18 protein-coding genes and 1 pseudogene are annotated in these 15,603 nt (G+C 65.5%); 14 read left to right on the top strand and 5 right to left on the bottom strand.

The genetic code is table 11. The features are described 5' to 3' along the window. The first annotated feature begins 29 nt into the window (after nt 1–29). Together BOX37_RS31210 and BOX37_RS31205 are read left to right on the top strand one after the other, a co-directional pair. Entirely contained in the window at nt 30–659 is a 630-nt protein-coding gene (locus BOX37_RS31210; protein ID WP_071932036.1) for a type 1 glutamine amidotransferase family protein, read from the top strand. After that, nucleotides 656–1,165: a MarR family winged helix-turn-helix transcriptional regulator gene (locus tag BOX37_RS31205; protein ID WP_071930739.1), complete on the top strand. Its 510-nt coding sequence runs from the start codon at nt 656–658 to the stop codon at nt 1,163–1,165. The genes BOX37_RS31210 and BOX37_RS31205 overlap by 4 nt, the downstream gene beginning before the upstream one ends. On the opposite strand, the gene BOX37_RS31200 is transcribed toward BOX37_RS31205, so the two are convergent. After that, the gene (locus BOX37_RS31200; protein WP_071930738.1) at nt 1,135–1,566 is read right to left on the bottom strand and encodes a hypothetical protein; all 432 of its coding nucleotides are present in this window, start codon (nt 1,564–1,566) and stop codon (nt 1,135–1,137) included. The two genes, BOX37_RS31205 and BOX37_RS31200, sit on opposite strands and share 31 nt — an antisense overlap. Here BOX37_RS31200 and BOX37_RS31195 point away from each other — a divergent pair. From BOX37_RS31195 to BOX37_RS31160, 8 genes are all read left to right on the top strand, one after another. Beyond that, nucleotides 1,540–3,039 (top strand): NsdA family TPR-like regulatory protein, encoded by a 1,500-nt coding sequence (locus tag BOX37_RS31195; RefSeq protein WP_084760424.1) that lies wholly within the window; start codon nt 1,540–1,542, stop codon nt 3,037–3,039. The two genes, BOX37_RS31200 and BOX37_RS31195, sit on opposite strands and share 27 nt — an antisense overlap. Nucleotides 3,040–3,456: 417 nt before the next feature. Further along, nucleotides 3,457–4,041 carry a toll/interleukin-1 receptor domain-containing protein gene (locus tag BOX37_RS31190; RefSeq protein WP_071930737.1) on the top strand — a complete coding sequence of 195 codons (585 nt, stop codon included), beginning with the start codon at nt 3,457–3,459 and terminating at the stop codon, nt 4,039–4,041. Further along, a complete protein-coding gene (locus BOX37_RS31185) occupies nt 4,031–4,375 on the top strand; it encodes a hypothetical protein (RefSeq protein ID WP_156910641.1) in 345 nt (114 codons plus the stop codon). The genes BOX37_RS31190 and BOX37_RS31185 overlap by 11 nt, the downstream gene beginning before the upstream one ends. 32 nt (nt 4,376–4,407) lie before the next feature. Continuing rightward, nucleotides 4,408–4,692, top strand: coding sequence for a helix-turn-helix transcriptional regulator (locus tag BOX37_RS31180; protein ID WP_071930735.1), 285 nt, complete (start codon nt 4,408–4,410; stop codon nt 4,690–4,692). A gap of 101 nt (nt 4,693–4,793) precedes the next feature. After that, the gene (locus BOX37_RS31175; protein ID WP_071932034.1) at nt 4,794–5,465 is read left to right on the top strand and encodes a vWA domain-containing protein; all 672 of its coding nucleotides are present in this window, start codon (nt 4,794–4,796) and stop codon (nt 5,463–5,465) included. Continuing rightward, nucleotides 5,465–6,457: a protein phosphatase 2C domain-containing protein gene (locus BOX37_RS31170; protein ID WP_071930734.1), complete on the top strand. Its 993-nt coding sequence runs from the start codon at nt 5,465–5,467 to the stop codon at nt 6,455–6,457. The genes BOX37_RS31175 and BOX37_RS31170 overlap by 1 nt, the downstream gene beginning before the upstream one ends. Nucleotides 6,458–6,503: 46 nt before the next feature. Beyond that, entirely contained in the window at nt 6,504–8,495 is a 1,992-nt protein-coding gene (locus BOX37_RS31165; protein ID WP_156910639.1) for a YncE family protein, read from the top strand. Nucleotides 8,496–8,641: 146 nt separating this feature from the next. Then, nucleotides 8,642–9,739, top strand: a complete 1,098-nt coding sequence (locus BOX37_RS31160) for a serine hydrolase domain-containing protein (RefSeq protein WP_167660014.1) — start codon at nt 8,642–8,644, stop codon at nt 9,737–9,739. On the opposite strand, the gene BOX37_RS31155 is transcribed toward BOX37_RS31160, so the two are convergent. Then, complete coding sequence (locus tag BOX37_RS31155; RefSeq protein WP_240505123.1) at nt 9,706–10,938, bottom strand: acyltransferase family protein; 1,233 nt, start codon at nt 10,936–10,938, stop codon at nt 9,706–9,708. The genes BOX37_RS31160 and BOX37_RS31155 overlap by 34 nt on opposite strands. Before the next feature lie 5 nt (nt 10,939–10,943). Next, the gene (locus BOX37_RS31150) at nt 10,944–11,804 is read right to left on the bottom strand and encodes an SGNH/GDSL hydrolase family protein (protein ID WP_071930731.1); all 861 of its coding nucleotides are present in this window, start codon (nt 11,802–11,804) and stop codon (nt 10,944–10,946) included. A gap of 178 nt (nt 11,805–11,982) precedes the next feature. Between BOX37_RS31150 and BOX37_RS31145 the strand changes: the two genes are divergently transcribed. After that, nucleotides 11,983–12,318, top strand: a complete 336-nt coding sequence (locus tag BOX37_RS31145; protein ID WP_156910638.1) for a hypothetical protein — start codon at nt 11,983–11,985, stop codon at nt 12,316–12,318. Between the two features lie 80 nt (nt 12,319–12,398). On the opposite strand, the gene BOX37_RS31140 is transcribed toward BOX37_RS31145, so the two are convergent. After that, nucleotides 12,399–13,157 (bottom strand): HAD-IIA family hydrolase, encoded by a 759-nt coding sequence (locus BOX37_RS31140; RefSeq protein ID WP_420811643.1) that lies wholly within the window; start codon nt 13,155–13,157, stop codon nt 12,399–12,401. A gap of 183 nt (nt 13,158–13,340) precedes the next feature. On the opposite strand from BOX37_RS31140, the gene fgd reads away from it, so the two are divergent. From fgd to BOX37_RS31125, 3 genes and pseudogenes are all read left to right on the top strand, one after another. Beyond that, entirely contained in the window at nt 13,341–14,351 is a 1,011-nt protein-coding gene (fgd, locus tag BOX37_RS31135) for a glucose-6-phosphate dehydrogenase (coenzyme-F420) (protein WP_071930728.1), read from the top strand. A 43-nt stretch (nt 14,352–14,394) separates the two neighbouring features. Continuing rightward, nucleotides 14,395–14,544, top strand: a pseudogene (locus tag BOX37_RS36005) (type II toxin-antitoxin system Phd/YefM family antitoxin); the annotation flags it as partial. 98 nt (nt 14,545–14,642) lie between these two features. Then, on the top strand, nt 14,643–15,041 hold the full coding sequence (locus tag BOX37_RS31125; protein WP_206045735.1) for a type II toxin-antitoxin system VapC family toxin: 399 nt from the start codon (nt 14,643–14,645) through the stop codon (nt 15,039–15,041). A 6-nt stretch (nt 15,042–15,047) separates the two neighbouring features. On the opposite strand, the gene BOX37_RS31120 is transcribed toward BOX37_RS31125, so the two are convergent. Continuing rightward, complete coding sequence (locus BOX37_RS31120) at nt 15,048–15,554, bottom strand: nitroreductase/quinone reductase family protein (RefSeq protein WP_071930725.1); 507 nt, start codon at nt 15,552–15,554, stop codon at nt 15,048–15,050. Nucleotides 15,555–15,603: the final 49 nt, after the last annotated feature.

Below are 15,603 nucleotides of genomic sequence, written 5' to 3'. Positions count from 1 at the left end.
GTTGTCAACTATGACAGCATGTTGTCATGATGAAGAAGACAGTCCACGTAGCCGTCTACGACACGCTCGCCGATTGGGAGGTGGGCGCGGCCACCGCGCACATCGCCAACCCCGACTTCCAGCGCGAACCCGGCCGCTTCGAGGTGCGACACGTGGGCCTGAGCGCCGAGCCGATCACCACGATCGGCCGCATGAAGGTGACGCCCGATCTGGCCCTGTCCGAGATCGACCCGGCGGATTCCGCGATGCTCATCCTGCCCGGCGCCGACCTGTGGGAAGGCGACGATCTGATTCCCTTCGCGCACAAGGCGAGGCAGTTCGTCGAGGCCGGTGTGCCGGTCGCCGCGATCTGCGGCGCCACCTTCGGACTCGCCAGGGAAGGGCTGCTCGACGACCGTGCGCACACCAGCAACGCGGCGGAATTCCTGGTCTACAGCGGATATTCGGGCGCGGAGCACTACGTGGAGGCCCCTGCCGTCACCGATCGCGACGTGATCACCGCGGATTCCATGTCCCCCTTCGAATTCGCCCGAGAGATCTTCGCTCGCCTCGATCTCTACGAGCCGCACGTCCTGGGGGCCTGGTACCAACTGTTCGCCCTGAAGGACCCGGCCGGATACGCCGCCCTCGCCGAATACGCAGGGAGCCAAGGGGCTTGAACGAAGAACAGGACCTGCTCGACGCCGCCGCCCTCACCGTCTTCCGGCTCAACGGCCAGTTTCTCACCATCGGTGACGGCCTGTCCTCGCCCGTCGGCATCTCGGTCGCCTGGTGGCAGGTGATAGCCGCCATCCAGGAGCAACCGCAACCGGTCGCCGGGATCGCCCGCGCGATGGGTATCACCCGGCAGAGCGTTCAGCGGATCGCCGATCTCCTGGTCGACAAGGGCCTGTGCGAATACCGCCCCAACCCCGCGCACAAACGGGCCAAACTGGTCGCGATGACCGCGGACGGCGACGCCGCCATCCGCCGCATCAACCCCCAGCACGCCGCCATGGCCCGTCGCCTCGCCGATACCCTCGGCCCCACCGAATTCGCCGCCACCGTAGCAACGCTGACCCGCTTGTCCGCAGCCCTGGAAGCCCTCATCGCCGAGGACGAGCTGCAGGCCAGGCGAGCCGAGGAGGCTGTCGGTCAACCCGTGACGACGAGGAACGTCCAGTAACCGAGTATCAATGCCGTGAGAACTACGGGGATGGCCGCGACGCTCGGGGCAGTGGCCCCTCGAACGAGGTCGCGCAGCGGGTGGGTGGAGTCGGTGACCATATCGAACGGGAGTAGCCCGGAGTCCGATGGTGTATGCAGCTGTTGCGCCACCGAGGCGAACAGGCGCCGGTAGCGGCGTTCCAGGTTCAGGTAGTACCCGTCGAGGCCCCAGAAGATCCACGTCGGCGCCAGGGCCAGCAGGATCAACTCCGATCGGTGCTGGGACTGAGCGCTGAGCAGTGCGAAGATCACTGAAACGAGGGTCACCGACCACCCGCGCACGGTGAAGGACTGCTGACTCAGTCGCGCGATGATCGATTGCAGCATCTCGAGATGCTTGATTCGGTAGTCAGTATTCATTCTGGTCGATCACTTTCTTGCACAGGGATATTCAGTCGAGCGCCAGCGCCGCATCCGTGGGGGTCTCCAATGCCGCGGCCAGGATTCGGCGGTACACTCGCGGAAACCGAAGGGTTGCTGACGGCGGCGCTCTCGGTATGGCCGGGCGGCGCGGTCCGAGCTGATGGTGTTGTCGTGCAGGGAGTTCAGCGGCCGGAGACGGCGGTTCTGGGGAAGATCATGACACGAGCTGAATTCGGTGGCGAGCTGCGTCGACGGCGGCTCCGGCAGGGGTTGACCCTCGGCCAGTTGGCCGCGCTCGTGCATTACAGCCGGAGCCATCTGAGCAAGATCGAGAACGGGCACAAGACTCCCTCCGTGCAACTGTCGCGCAAGTGCGATGCGGTCCTGTCCGCTGGGGGTGAGCTGCACGCGCTGGCTGCGGAGTTTTCCCGGCCGGAGCGCGATTCCGGTCCCGGCCTCCTTGCTCGCGAGAACGTGTACCTGCAATGGAATCTCCACCTGCGGTCCGACGGCTCCGGGGCATTCGAGGTCGGCGAAGTCGGCACGCCCACGGTGACCGAACTGCCGCGGTCCGCCGCGCCGTCCGCGGATACCCTGCCCGGGCTGGCCGCGTTGTTCGAGGAGACGAAACGACTCGGCCGCACTAGCAGCCCCAGCTTGGTGCTGCCGATGGCGATCACCCAGGCGCACGTCGCGATCTCCGCCGCTGGGCAGAGTGCGGGCCGAGATCAGCGTCACTTGCTGCGGCACGCCGCCCGCACCGCCGAGTTCGCTGGATGGATGGCGCAGGAGGGCGGTGACGACCGAGGATCGCTGTGGTGGACCGATCATGCGGTCGCGCTGTCATCGGCTGCGGGCGACGATGACATGACCAGCTACGCACTTGTCCGCCGAGCGGTGGTAAGTCTTTACCGCGGCGACTCCTCCGCGACGACCGGACCCACCGAGAAAGTACTGAACGACGGCACCATCCATCCCCGTATCCGCTGGCTGGCCGCACTCGGCGCCGCGCAGGGGTACGCGATCGGCCTGGACCACACCGGTGCGATGCGCGCCCTGGAGACGGCCGCCGGCCTGTATGAACAGGCGTATCGCCTCGAAGGAGGGGCGCACCTCGGTCCCTCGGCTCTGCATGGTCGCCCACTCCTCATCGAGGCATGGTGCCAGTACGACCTTGGCAACCTCGCCGCGGCTGCCGCGCTCTTCGAGCGGGCGATGTCGCGGCCGCTGCCGTCGAACCGCGATCATGCGCGATTCGGCACCCGTCGCGCGCTTGTCCATGCCGCGCTGGGCGATCCGGATCGGGCAAGCGAGCTCATCGGGCCGCTGCTCGATGTCGTGTGCTCGGTCGATTCGGCGACTATCCGCACCGATCTGCGCGACTTTGCGCGCACGATCACTCGTTTCCGTGGACACCGCGGGTCGCATGACATCCAGTCTGCCCTGATGGCGGCATTGACGAAGCGCTGAGCAGTGTGTTGTCCGTTGTCGGCCGACCCGGCAACGGACAACTGGTTCCGAGCGACCACCGACTGCCGGATGCTGAAAGCGGGCTTCGGCGGTAAGCGACCCTGGATCCGCAACACCCCAGAAATCCGCCGATTCTGTCTCCGGATTCAGTGCGCAGAAGTGCAAATAGTTTCGTTCGGCATGCGAATCAATATACGGACCAGTAGGGATGCAATTGAATGGATGGTGGTGAAGTCGGTACTCATGTTCGGTCGGCAAAATTCTGGCAACGGGTGCAGAATGGGCCGGGAGCGGACCAACTTCGGGAGAGGGTATCGAACTGGTCGCCTGTTTAGTTTCGATCGGCGGATCGAGGCTCGGTCGTGTGCGGAATTATTTCCGTACGGAAATATGCCATCCCGAGGAGTTGCCCGTTAGATGAAAATATTCCTGAACTATCGGACCATTGACAGCGTATATGCCGTAGGTCAGATCTCGAAACAGATGGCCCGCCATTTCGGGCGGGTGCATGTCTTTCGTGATCAGGACTCGCTGGCGCTGGGTGCGCTGTACGCCCGCCGCATCCGCGCCGCGCTCGACGAGAGCGACGTTGTGGTGTCGGTGATCGGCCGACATTGGCTCGATGCCCGTGACAAACGAGGGGTACGGTGCATCGACAACGAGCGTGACTGGGTGCGCATGGAACTGCGTATCGCGTTCGACCGCGGCATTCCGGTCGTCCCGGTGCTCCTGGACGACACGCTGCTACCAGTTCCGGACAGCCTTCCGGATGACATCCGAGGCCTGGCGCTGTCGCAGGGCTGGTGCATCCGGCACCAAACGCTCGAAAACGACATCGATGGGCTCATCCGGCGGCTCGCGCCCGGCGCTGCGACGCCGGGTTCGTCGCCGGCCCCGCAGCCGACGGCGACGCAGCACAATTCTCCGACCGGCCGCGGAATCGTGGTCGCGAACCAGAACGGAACCCAGAATGTCACGTTGAACAATCCACATGGGAGCTGACGTGCGCCTCTTCCCTTGGTCGAACAGAAATGTCTTGGGGCAGAATCAACTGAACATCGCGAAGCGCGGTGGCACGGTTGTTTCCAATCAGAACGGATACCAGACCGTCAACATCGTCCAGCAGCAGGCGGTTCGTCGGGTGCGCTTGTGGTACGTACTGGCAGCCTTGATCCTGGTCGACATCGTATTCTTCTGGTACGCCCAGGCTGTTTACACCTCGGTGCCCGGCGACGGCGGCGACCAGTTTCGTTCGGCGACCAGTCTGCTACTGCTCGCGGCCACCTTCATCCTGGCGCGAAGATGTATCCGAGACCTGCTCGGACGGTGGAAATAGACGTGAGTTTTTCTTCCCGAAGGAATCTGTGCATGAGCATCACGTTCGATCACGAGGACGAGCTGCGAACCACCCCGAGTGTGGTACCTGGGCGGCCGGCGCTGAGCAGTCGCGAGATCGAGGTACTGCTGGCTTGGCTGGCCTCGGATTCGAAGGTGGAAGTCGGCCAGCGTCTGTATATCTCGCCGGGTACGGTCAATACGCATCTGGCCCGGATCAGAGACAAGTACGCGGCGGTCGGGAGACCCGCGCCGACCAAGGCCGCGCTTGTCGTCCGCGCTCTGCAAGACGCTCTCATCGGCATCGATGACCTGTAGTTCTCGTCCGCTGTCAGTCGATTGAATGACAGTGAAAGCCGTTGTTGGACTGTAGCGTTCGATGTGCTCGGGCGAAATGGGAACGATGGAGTGTGAGCTGGATGAACGAACCGAAGGCAACCGTACTGCCGGTCTATTTCGTTGCGGACGAATCGTATTCGATGGTGAACGACGTGGCAGACCTCAACACGGGGCTGGTCACCTTGTTCGACACCCTTCAGGGTGAATCGATGGCCGCCGCGAAGGTCCGGTTCTGTGTCATCGGATTCTCCGACGACGCAATCTGCTATCTGGAGCCGAGCGATCTGCGGCGAGTCGATGATGTGCCGCAACTGCGCGCCCGCGGTTCGACGTCGTTCGCGGCGGCGTTCGCGGAACTCAGCAAGCGAATTCCGAGCGACATCAAGGCGTTGAAGTCCGAGGGGTATCTGGTGAATCGCCCCGCGGTCTTCTTCCTGACCGACGGTGCGCCCAATCCCGGCGACGGCTGGGAGTCGGCACACACGCAATTGATGAGTTTCGCGGCGCGCCCGAACATCTTGGCCTTCGGCATCGGACAGGCCGATGCCGACGTGATTCGCCGGGTCGCGACCAACACGCAATACGCGTTCATCACGGCGGCGGGAACCGATACCGGCAGCGCGATCTCGAAGTTCGTGACCGCGCTCACTCAGTCGGTGATCAACTCGGGCACCGCGCTGGCGACCGGGCAGGCGTCGTTGCAGGTGGAGAAGCCCGCTGATTTCCTCTGCCTCGATGTGGACACCGTCTGATGCGTTGGACGACCCGGCGGGACAAGAACGCCGAACACGATGTCGAGAACGCGTCATCGCCGGCTTCCGTGTTGGGTGACGACTCGGCCGAACTCGAGTCGACGGCTACCGGTCGGCAGCCCGGTGAGCCGATCGTGGTCGGCACGCCGACACCGGTGTTCGAACCCAAAGCTGTGGACCGGGAGTTCGGCAAGGTGCCTTACCGAGCCGACACCGTGGTCGACGGTTGGTCCAGCGGCGCGTTCACGGTCCGGGCGGCCTCGGTGCGCGGATACCTGCACCGCTACGGCGGAGCGCCGCGCCAGGACGACTTCGCCATCGCCGTCGACGCGGAGCGCAATCGGCTGACAGTCGCTGTGGCCGACGGGGTGTCGTCGGCCAGGTACTCCCACATCGGGTCCTCCACGGTGGTCCGCTATGCCACCCAGTGGCTCGACGAGCCCCCGGAGCCGCTCGATGACGGCGGTTGGGACACTCTGTTCAAGAGTGCTGCGTGGACGTTGACCCAGCAAGCCGCCACCGTGCTGTCTCTACCCCAAGCCGATGCCGAGCAGGCGGAGCAGATGCTGGCCACGACGTTGACCTGCGTGGTGTGCACGCCGATTCCTGAAGGCGGTCTGTCCGCCGTCGTCGCCGGAGTCGGTGATTCCGGTGCTTGGCTGCTGGCCGACGGGAAGTTCGTCCCGGTGCTCGGCGGCAAGCAGGCGTCGGCCTCGGGCCTGTCCTCGTCGGCCGTGGTCGGCCTGCCCCGGGTGCCCAATACCGTGACACCGGTTCCAGTCATCGTCGAGCCCGGACAGGTGTTGCTGGTCGGTACCGACGGATTCGGAGATCCGCTCGGCGGCGGCGAGGGCGGCGTAGGGGCGTTGTTCGCGGCGCTGATGGGTGATCGGGTGCCCTCGCAGCTCGAATTCGCGCACGCCTTGGACTTCTCCCGGGAGACGTTCGACGACGATCGCACCTTGGTGGCCATCTGGCCGCGGAGAAGCTGACGGAGCCGCGGTGGCACAGCAGCGGTTGAAACGGGGTCGCCTGGGAGTGACGACGAAGTTGGCGTCGGGTGGCCAAGGCGTGGTCTATCTCGCCCCGCGTGCACAGATGCCGCACGCGCGGGCAATGGTATTCAAGGAGTACAAATCCCCGGTGCTGCCCAGCGTCCGGGTCGATGTGCTCGAGGACATGCCCTCCTACTTGGAGTCGCTGCCGGGTGTCGATGGCATGGAACTGCTGAATCGGGCGGCTTGGCCGTGCAGGTTGGTCGAGGAAGATCACTCGACCACCGTGGTCGGTTTCGTGATGCCGTCCATTCCGGGCGAATTCTTCATCGACATGATGATGACCTCGTCGGTACAGCGCAAGACCGCGGAGTTTCAGCACCTCCTCAACGACGACGTCTTCCTGGCCAAGCGCGGGATCCCACTGTCGGATCGGTACCGTTACGAGCTGCTCTCCGATGCCGCGGCGGCGCTGGCCATGCTGCATCGCCACGACATCGCGGTCGGCGACATGTCACCGAAGAATCTCCTGTTCTCGCTGCGACCACGGCGGCAGGTGTACTTCATCGACTGCGACGCCATGCGGTTGCGCTCCCGATCCGTCACCGACCAGGTCGAAACACCTGATTGGGAAGTTGTGACAGGCTATCCCGGTGAGGAATTGGCAACCTCGCAGTCCGACGCCTACAAGTTCGGTCTCCTGGCACTGCGCCTCCTGGCCGGCGATCAGGCCACTCGGGACCCGAGCAAGCTACCAGCGGGTGTGCCAGGCACGGTCCGGCAGCTCGTCCGGTCCGCCGTGTCCGCTCCGGCCGGACAACGACCCGAACCGGCGGACTGGATCCAGGTGCTCGACGACGCCGCGGCAGGCGCGGGTACCCACGCACGGGTGGCACCAGCGCGTCGTGCCACCGGCTCGGCCGCACCGACGCCGGCCTGGGTGCAGCCACCGGTTCAGGGTCAACGCCCCTGGTGGCAGCGAATCCCGCTGCGCTTCAAAGTGATCGGTGCTGTCGCTGCTGTGGTCGTCGTCGCGGGACTGCTGATGAGCACGACATCCGGGGACGGCGAGTCGCCCCCGGTTCGCGGGACGGCCTCCCGAATCGCTCCGAACACGGTGAGTATGACGATCCCGGTCGGCGCGCAGCCGTGGGGAGTGGCCGTCGACGCGGCGACCGGGAGTGTGTTCGCTACCAACAGTCTGTCCAACTCGGTGTCGGTGTATGACATCGAGACCGGTGCAACCATGTCGATCACCTCGCCGGACTTCGCGAAACCCACTGCGATAGCCGTGGATTCGACAGCAGGTCTGGCTTATGTCACCAACGCGGGGAACGGATCGGTCTCAGTCATCGAGACGCGTGGCCGGGCCGTCGTCGACCGGATCGCAGTCGGTGCTGGACCTTACGGGATCGCCGTCGACCAGGCCGGGCGCACTGCCTATGTGACGAACTTCGACGCGGGCACGATGTCTGTTGTGAACCTGCGCGCCAGGGACGTATTTGCGACAGTTCCGGTCGGTAGCCATCCCTACGGCATTGCCCTCGACCCGGGCACCGGCAGCGCCTTCGTGGCGATCGCGGGACCGCCCGAGGCGCCCGATCGCCGGGTTGCGGTAGTGGACACCGGCACACTTTCGGTGGTGACCACGATCAGGGTCGGCAATCAGCCGTGGGGTGTGGTGGTCGACACAGACACCGACACCGCCTACGTGACCAACCATGCGGACGGGACGGTGTCGGTGATCGACACACGGGCGCGCGCCGTCACCGCGACCCTGGGCGTCGGCATCGGCCCCGTCGGTATTGCGGTGGACCGTGCGAGCCGGACGGTGTACGTCACCAATCACGGACTCGACGACGCGCGGTCGGCCAATTCCGTATCTCTTATCGATGTCGGCACCCGTGTGGTCACCGGGACCGTTCGTGTCGGTGCCCGTCCGCATGGAGTCGCGGTGGGTCCGGTCGCGGGCGAGATCTACGTATCGAACTTCAACGGCGGGACCTTGTCCGTCATCGGGAACCGGGGAACATGACCTTCTTTCGCGACATGCCCCGACGATGGACGCGGTTGGGCGCTGTCGCCATCTTGTGCTCGGCTCTCGTCTCCGGTGGCGGCACCGTATCCGAGCGACCCTCCGTCGATCCGACCGCGATCGACCGGACCCCCGCGGAGCTATCCGTGGCACTCGGTCGACTCGCGGAACCGATAGTGCGCGAGATCCTCGACGCGCTACTCGTCCCCGGGGCGGTGGTTTACGTGCGGACGCCGGATGCGTACTGGCAGCGGGCATTCGGTAGTCGCATACTCGGGCAAAACGATCCGGTGCTGGTGGAGGACTTCTTTCGCGTCGGCTCGACCACCAAGACCATGGTGGGCACGGTCGCGCTGCAATTGGTCGGAGAGGGCAGGCTGGCACTCGACGAATCGGTGTCGCGCTATCGTGCGGGCGTTCCGAACGGCGACGACATCACAATCGCCGACCTGCTGAACATGCGCAGTGGCCTGTTCAGCTACAACGAGAATCCGTCGTTCGCCGCGATCATGGACGACGATCCCGGCCGCGTATGGAAACCGGAGGCTCTCCTGCGAATCGGATTCGCCTCGGAGCCATACTCCGCACCGGGCACGGAGTTCCGGTATTCGAACACGAATACCATTCTGCTGGCTGCCGTGCTCGAACAGGTCACCGGGCAGGACATCGGATCGCTGCTGACACATCGGATCTTCCGCCCGCTCGACTTGACCAAGACGTCCTATCCTGAACCGGGCGAGGCCACGCTTCCCTCGCCGTCGCCGCGCGGCTACCTCTACGGGACCAACACCTCGGCGCTCAGCTCGGTGGTTCTGCCTTCCGCCCAAGTCGCAGCAGCTCGCACAGGCGACCTGGCGCCTACCGATGTGACGAACCTCGACCCATCCTGGATCGGTGCGGCGGGCGGCGTGATCTCGACCGCGCAAGACCTCGCGACCTACGTCCGCGCACTGGTCGGTAGTGACGAGCTGATAGGTCCTGAGCTACAGCGGGAACGGCTCACCAGCGCGGCCCCGCTGGACCGGCGTGACCCCGCCGGTATCCGCTACGGACTCGGTCTCGAGTCGTTCGGCCCGATGCTCGGCCACGACGGTGCCATACCCGGCTTCCAGACCTTTATGGGGTACGACCCCGACACCGGCATCACGATCGTGGTGCTCTGCACGTTACGTGATGGGCCCGCGGGCGGACGCCCGGCGAACGAGATCGCCTACGGCTTGGTTCGCGCTTTGATCGCGGAATGAGCTAGCGGCGGCGCGGTCTGCCGGACCCGTGGTGAGCGATGCGCGAAGCGGCGCATGATCGGTTTGTCTATGCCGTGGTAGATGGCGGCCGCGGCGAGGATCGAGGCGGCGAGGCTGACAGAGGTCCACAGCGCCCAGCCGCCGATCGAGTACTGTCGGCCGCCGATGAACAGCCGGGTGACGATCACCATCACCGGGTACTGGATCATGTAGAACGCGAAGGAGATGTCGCCGAGCCAGATCATCGGCCGGGTGTTGTTGATGCCGTTGATCCCCGCGAGATCACGGGTGGCCAGGGTCGCCACCACGGCGGCCATCGGGGCGACCAGCAGAGCCGACATCTTGTAGTTGACCGGCACGAACCATGTCGCGGCATAGCAGAGCGCCAGCGCTGCCAGTGGTGTGACCAGCCGCGTATCGCGCCATACCCGTTCGGCAACCATTCGAGCCGCGAGCACGCCGACGTAGAACTCGGGGAGCCGGGACAGCGGGAACAGGTAGCTGAGCCAGTACGACGTCGGGATGGGGATGTCGGACTGCGCGAACCACTGTGGCGAGACGTGTATTTCGAATTCGGGCGAAACCTCCCCTGGCAACAGCCGGACGGCGAAAACGTTGGCAGTGTCCTTGGGGCCTTCGGTCCACAGGTGGAATCCGGTGTGCAGCAACAGGATGGCGATGACCAGACCGGCCATTGCCCACCACAGTCGATGGCGAGGGATCCGGGCGAGGAGCGGCAGCGCTAGCGGAAAGCTCAGGTAGAAAAGCAATTCCGCGCACAACGACCAAGACGGCACGTTGAGCCCACCCAGCGTGGTCCAATTCGGCACCCAGGTGTGCAAAAGCGCCAGATTCGGCAACCACACCACCGGCCGGGTCAACGGGACGGCTACCACGAGAATCAGCACGAGGGCGGCGATCAGATGGGTGGGATAGATCTTGAGCAATCGACGCAGGTAGTAGCCTCGCACGGACATCCCACGCCGGAACGACCAGCAGATCACGAAACCGGACAGAACGAAGAAGAAGGTCACGCCCGCCGCGCCCTGCTGCATCGGCACGAGATCATGGATGACGCGGAACAGTTCGGATTTCTGGAACGGATAGATCGGCAGAAACACCAGCGCATGCAGGACGAAAACCGTGACGGCCGCCCACCATCGTGCACCGGTGAGCGCGGGCAGCTTCGTGGTAGGCACCGCGTTCAGAACCCGAACCGTTCGCGTACCTGCGTTGCGACGGCGCCGTTGCCCTGGGTGTTCGGATGGATGGGAGCACCGTCGAACAACGAGGTCGCTCCGTCGAGTCCGCTGACCCATGGCTGGTTCGTGCAACTTCCGTGTCCCGCTGTGATCGCCCGGACATCGACGAACTCGATCCCGAGCAGATGGGCCGCGTCCCGCTGCGCTACTTGGATCCGGTCGAGATAGGCGATGTAACCTTCCGCGCGTGGCTGTACGATCCGGCCGATACCGGCCAGGTCCATGCAGGCGGTCGGCTGGCCGGACGGGAACACCTCTGGGTAGCCGACGAGAGCTACTCGCGCGTCCGCTGCGTAGTGCCGGACAAAGGTGATGACATTGCGCACCCGGTCTGCGTACCGCGCCCCGCTGACGGCGCGATAGTCGGGCAGGCGATGTTGCTCGGTGGCATCGAAGCCGCATCCGGCGACAATGTTGAGCAGGCAGTCCGTGGATGGGAATGCCGTCCCGGTGGAGGCCCCCCACACGTCGTTCAGCCCCACCTGAATCAGCACAACGCGGGTGTCCGAACCGAAAGCCCCCTGCGCGGACGCCTTACGTGCTTGGTGAACCAGAGTCCAGCCGTTCCCGGTATCGATCGTGCCGCCATTGCAGGACACGTCTACGAACTGCGGGGACCCGGCCAGACCGGTGTCGTGCGCGAGCTGATTCGGCCATGAGGACGGCGAACGGGTGCACCCGTCGTCGGCGTGCCCGAGGACAGGTGCGGTCGCGGTGAACGAATCCCCTAGGACGACTACCGTCGCGCCAACCGGGGGTGCGGCCGCCGCTGTCGCCGCCATCGGCACGGCGGCCAGCATCATCGCGGTCCACGCTGCGGTAGCCGAGGAACATGCGCGGCGGAATCTCATGGTTACCCAATCGCTTTATGGCACAGGACAGTTCAGTTGCAAGACAGTTCAGTATTGCGCTGCGACAGTGGTGGTGGTGTCGGTCGAACGCATGACGGCGGCCGCTCGGACACGCGACTACGCTGACGCCGTGTCCGTCATGAGATATCGAAATCGCTGGTCCGCGGTCACGCTCGGTGCGGCCGTCCTGGTGCTGGCCGGCTGCGGTGGGAGTCCTGATCAGGCACCCGCGGGATCACCCGCAGGCACCACGAGTCCAGCGGTCAGCGCGACGGCGACCCCGGAGCAGGCTCCCTCGACCGTCACGGCCACGCCGGAAGTCGTACTGCCGGGCAGTGATGCCATGGCTCCCGCGGGTGTACCGGATCCGCCACCGCGGAGTGTGCCGCAGCAGCAGGCCCCGGTGCAGTCGGCCGCACCGCCAGCGTTGCCCGATCCCGGCTTCGAACCGCGCGCCGGATACTGAGCGGGGCCGGTTCCGGGTGCGTCGGCGGCGGCTCTGTCGGAGAACTCCGTAGTTTTATCCGGATCTCTGGCTGCTCGTCCTCAGGCGGTGAAGGGGTGGCGGGTGCGGCCGATGAGGTCGGCGACCGAGTCGACGACGAGGGTGGGGCGGAAGGGGTAGGTCTCCACCGAGGACTTGGTGGAGATGCCGGAGGTGACCAGGATGGTGCGCAGGCCCGCTTCGAGGCCCGCGATGACGTCGGTGTCCATGCGGTCACCGATCATCAGGGTGGACTGCGAGTGCGCGCCGATGCGGCGCAGGGCCGAACGCATCATGAGCGGGTTGGGTTTGCCGACGTAGTAGGGCTCTTTGCCGGTGGCCCTGGTGATCAGGGCGGCGACCGAGCCGGTGGCGGGCAAAACACCGTCGCGGGAGGGGCCGGTGGCGTCGGGGTTGGTGGCGATGAACTTGGCGCCGCGGTCGACCAGGCGGATAGCGGTGGTGATCGCTTCGAAGGAATAGGTGCGGGTCTCGCCGAGGACGACATAGTCGGGATTGCTGTCGGTGAGCACGTAGCCGATCTCGTGCAGGGCGGTGGTGAGCCCGGATTCGCCGACGACGTAGGCGGTGCCGCCCGGGCGCTGGTCGTCGAGGAAGGTCGCGGTGGCCAGCGCGGAGGTCCAGATGGATTCCTCGGGGATGTCGAGGCCGGTGTGGCGCAGGCGGGCCTGGAGGTCGCGCGGGGTGCGGATCGAGTTGTTGGTCAGGACCAGGAACGGGATCTCGTTGGCGCGCAGTTCGGCGAGGAACTCGTCGGCGCCCGGGATCAGCTGATCCTCGTGCACCAGCACGCCGTCCATGTCGGTCAGGTACGACAAGATCTGCTCATCTTTGGCGGTCACCAGCTAATCATCCGCTAAAAGCGAGGCCACGAAAAGCCGACCGGTCAGTGGGATGCATGGATGACGGACAGGGGCCGACGTGTTGGCTAGTGTCGAGTGGCGAGACGCCGCGCGAGGAAGCAGACGACAGGAGTGGCTGGAATGGTTGAGCTCAAGCTCGGGTACAAGGCATCGGCGGAACAGTTCGGACCGCGCGAACTCGTCGAGCTGGCCGTGGCGGCCGAACAGCACGGCCTCGACAGCGCGACGGTGAGCGACCACTTCCAGCCGTGGCGACACAACGGCGGCCACGCCCCGTTCTCGCTGGCCTGGCTGGCCGCCGTCGGCGAGCGCACCGAGCGCATCCAGCTCGGCACCTCCGTGCTCACCCCCACCTTCCGCTACAACCCGGCGGTGATCGCGCAGTCCTTCGCCACCATGGGCTGCCTGTACCCGGGCCGGGTGATGCTGGGTGTCGGTACCGGTGAGGCGCTCAACGAGATCGCCACCGGCTACAAGGGTGAATGGCCCGACTTCAAGGAGCGCTTCGCCCGCCTGCGCGAGGCGGTGCGGCTCATGCGTGAACTGTGGACCGGCGACCGCGTCGATTTCGACGGCGAGTACTACCACACCGTCGGCGCCTCCATCTACGACGTGCCCAAGGGCGGCATCCCCGTCTACATCGCCGCCGGCGGCCCAGTGGTGGCCCGCTACGCCGGTCGCGCGGGCGATGGTTTCATCTGCACCTCGGGCAAGGGGATGGACCTCTACACCGAGAAGCTGATGCCCGCCGTCGCCGAGGGCGCTGCCAAGGTCGAACGCGATGTCGCCGGGATCGACAAGATGATCGAGATCAAGATCTCCTACGACACCGATCCCGAACTGGCCCTGCAGAACACGCGTTTCTGGGCCCCCCTCTCGCTGACGCCGCAGCAGAAGCACGACATCACCGACCCGATCGAGATGGAAGCCGCCGCCGACGCCCTGCCGATCGAACAGGTCGCCAAGCGCTGGATCGTGGCCAGCGACCCCGACGAGGCCGTCGCCCAGATCAAGCCCTACCTCGACGCCGGCCTCAACCATCTGGTCTTCCACGCCCCCGGCCAGGACCAGCTCCGCTTCCTCGACCTGTTCAAGCGCGACCTGGCTCCCCGCTTGCGCGCCCTGGGCTGAGCAGTGTAGACATTGGTAGACATTCATGGCGTATGCTGGCTGTATGAAGTCGATCAGTGTTGGTGAGCTGCGCCAGAACCCCTCTGCCATGGTTGCTGACGTCGAGTCGGGTGAGGTCTACGAGCTCACCCGGCACAATCATCGGGTGGGCTACATCGTGCCGGCGGTCACGTCGACGCAGATCATCCAGCGAGCGGTCGAGGGTGGAGCGCGCACGACTGCCATCGCTCGGCATGAACTCCGGACGGCCGAGTCCATCGACGAGCTGCTCGAGTCCGAGAAGGGCGAGTGGTGAGGGCCTACTACCTCGACACCTCGGTCGCCATCCGAATCATGCTGGGGCACTCCGTCGATGCTGCCCGGTGGTTCGACGAAACCACCGCCGACCGCGAGAGTCGGATCTTGTCCTCGCGGTTGCTGCGTACCGAGATCACACGAGTGCTGCGCAGGGAGGGGCTACCGGTCCTCGACCGTAGCCAGATCATCGACTACATCGATGTCGTCCCCGTCGATCACGCCGTACTCAACGAAGCCGAAGCGATCACCTCGCACGTCAAGACCCTCGATGCCATCCACCTGGCCTCGGCCCTGCGCAGCGGGCTGGAAGACCTCACGGTGGTCACCCACGACAAGACGATGGCCACTGTCGCCGGCCATCTCGGATTCGCGGTCTACGACCCGGTCCGCTGACCTCGGTTATGCCCGCTTCAGGGCGAAGACGCGGAGGTTGCGGGTGGTGCGGTCGCGGTAGGCGGCGTAGGCGCCGGTGATCTCGATGAAGCGGGTGAAGATGGCTTCCTTGTCGGCGTCAGGGACCAGGGTGGCGGTGACGGGGATGCGTTCGCCGGCGATGGCTACGGTGGCTGCGGGGTCGGCGAGGAGGTTGGCGGTCCAGGCGGGGTGGTGTTCCTGGCCGAAGTTGGAGCCGACCACGTAGAGGGTGTCGCCGTCGTGGACGTAGAGGAGGGGCTGGGTGCGGGGCACGCCCGATTTGCGGCCGGTGGTGGTGAGCAGGATGACCGGGGCGCCGATCGGGCCGAGCACGGTGTACTTGGCGTCGGTGCGTTCCAGCAGGGCGCGGTCGAGCGGGGTCGCCGTGCGGATCAGCCAGGAACCCGGCTTGGTGGCGGCGAAACGGTTGGCTGCGCGCGAGAGCGGATTGGTGCGTGAGCCCCACTGCCGGTCTGGGAACTGCGGTGTCATGGGCCGGACTATAACGCGATCGATCGCGCCACTCCGAACCCCTGAATCG

Source organism: Nocardia mangyaensis, from assembly GCF_001886715.1.
Classification (GTDB): domain Bacteria; phylum Actinomycetota; class Actinomycetes; order Mycobacteriales; family Mycobacteriaceae; genus Nocardia; species Nocardia mangyaensis.
Note: the sequence above shows the minus strand (reverse complement) of the source record. Positions and strands in the feature narration are given on the sequence as shown.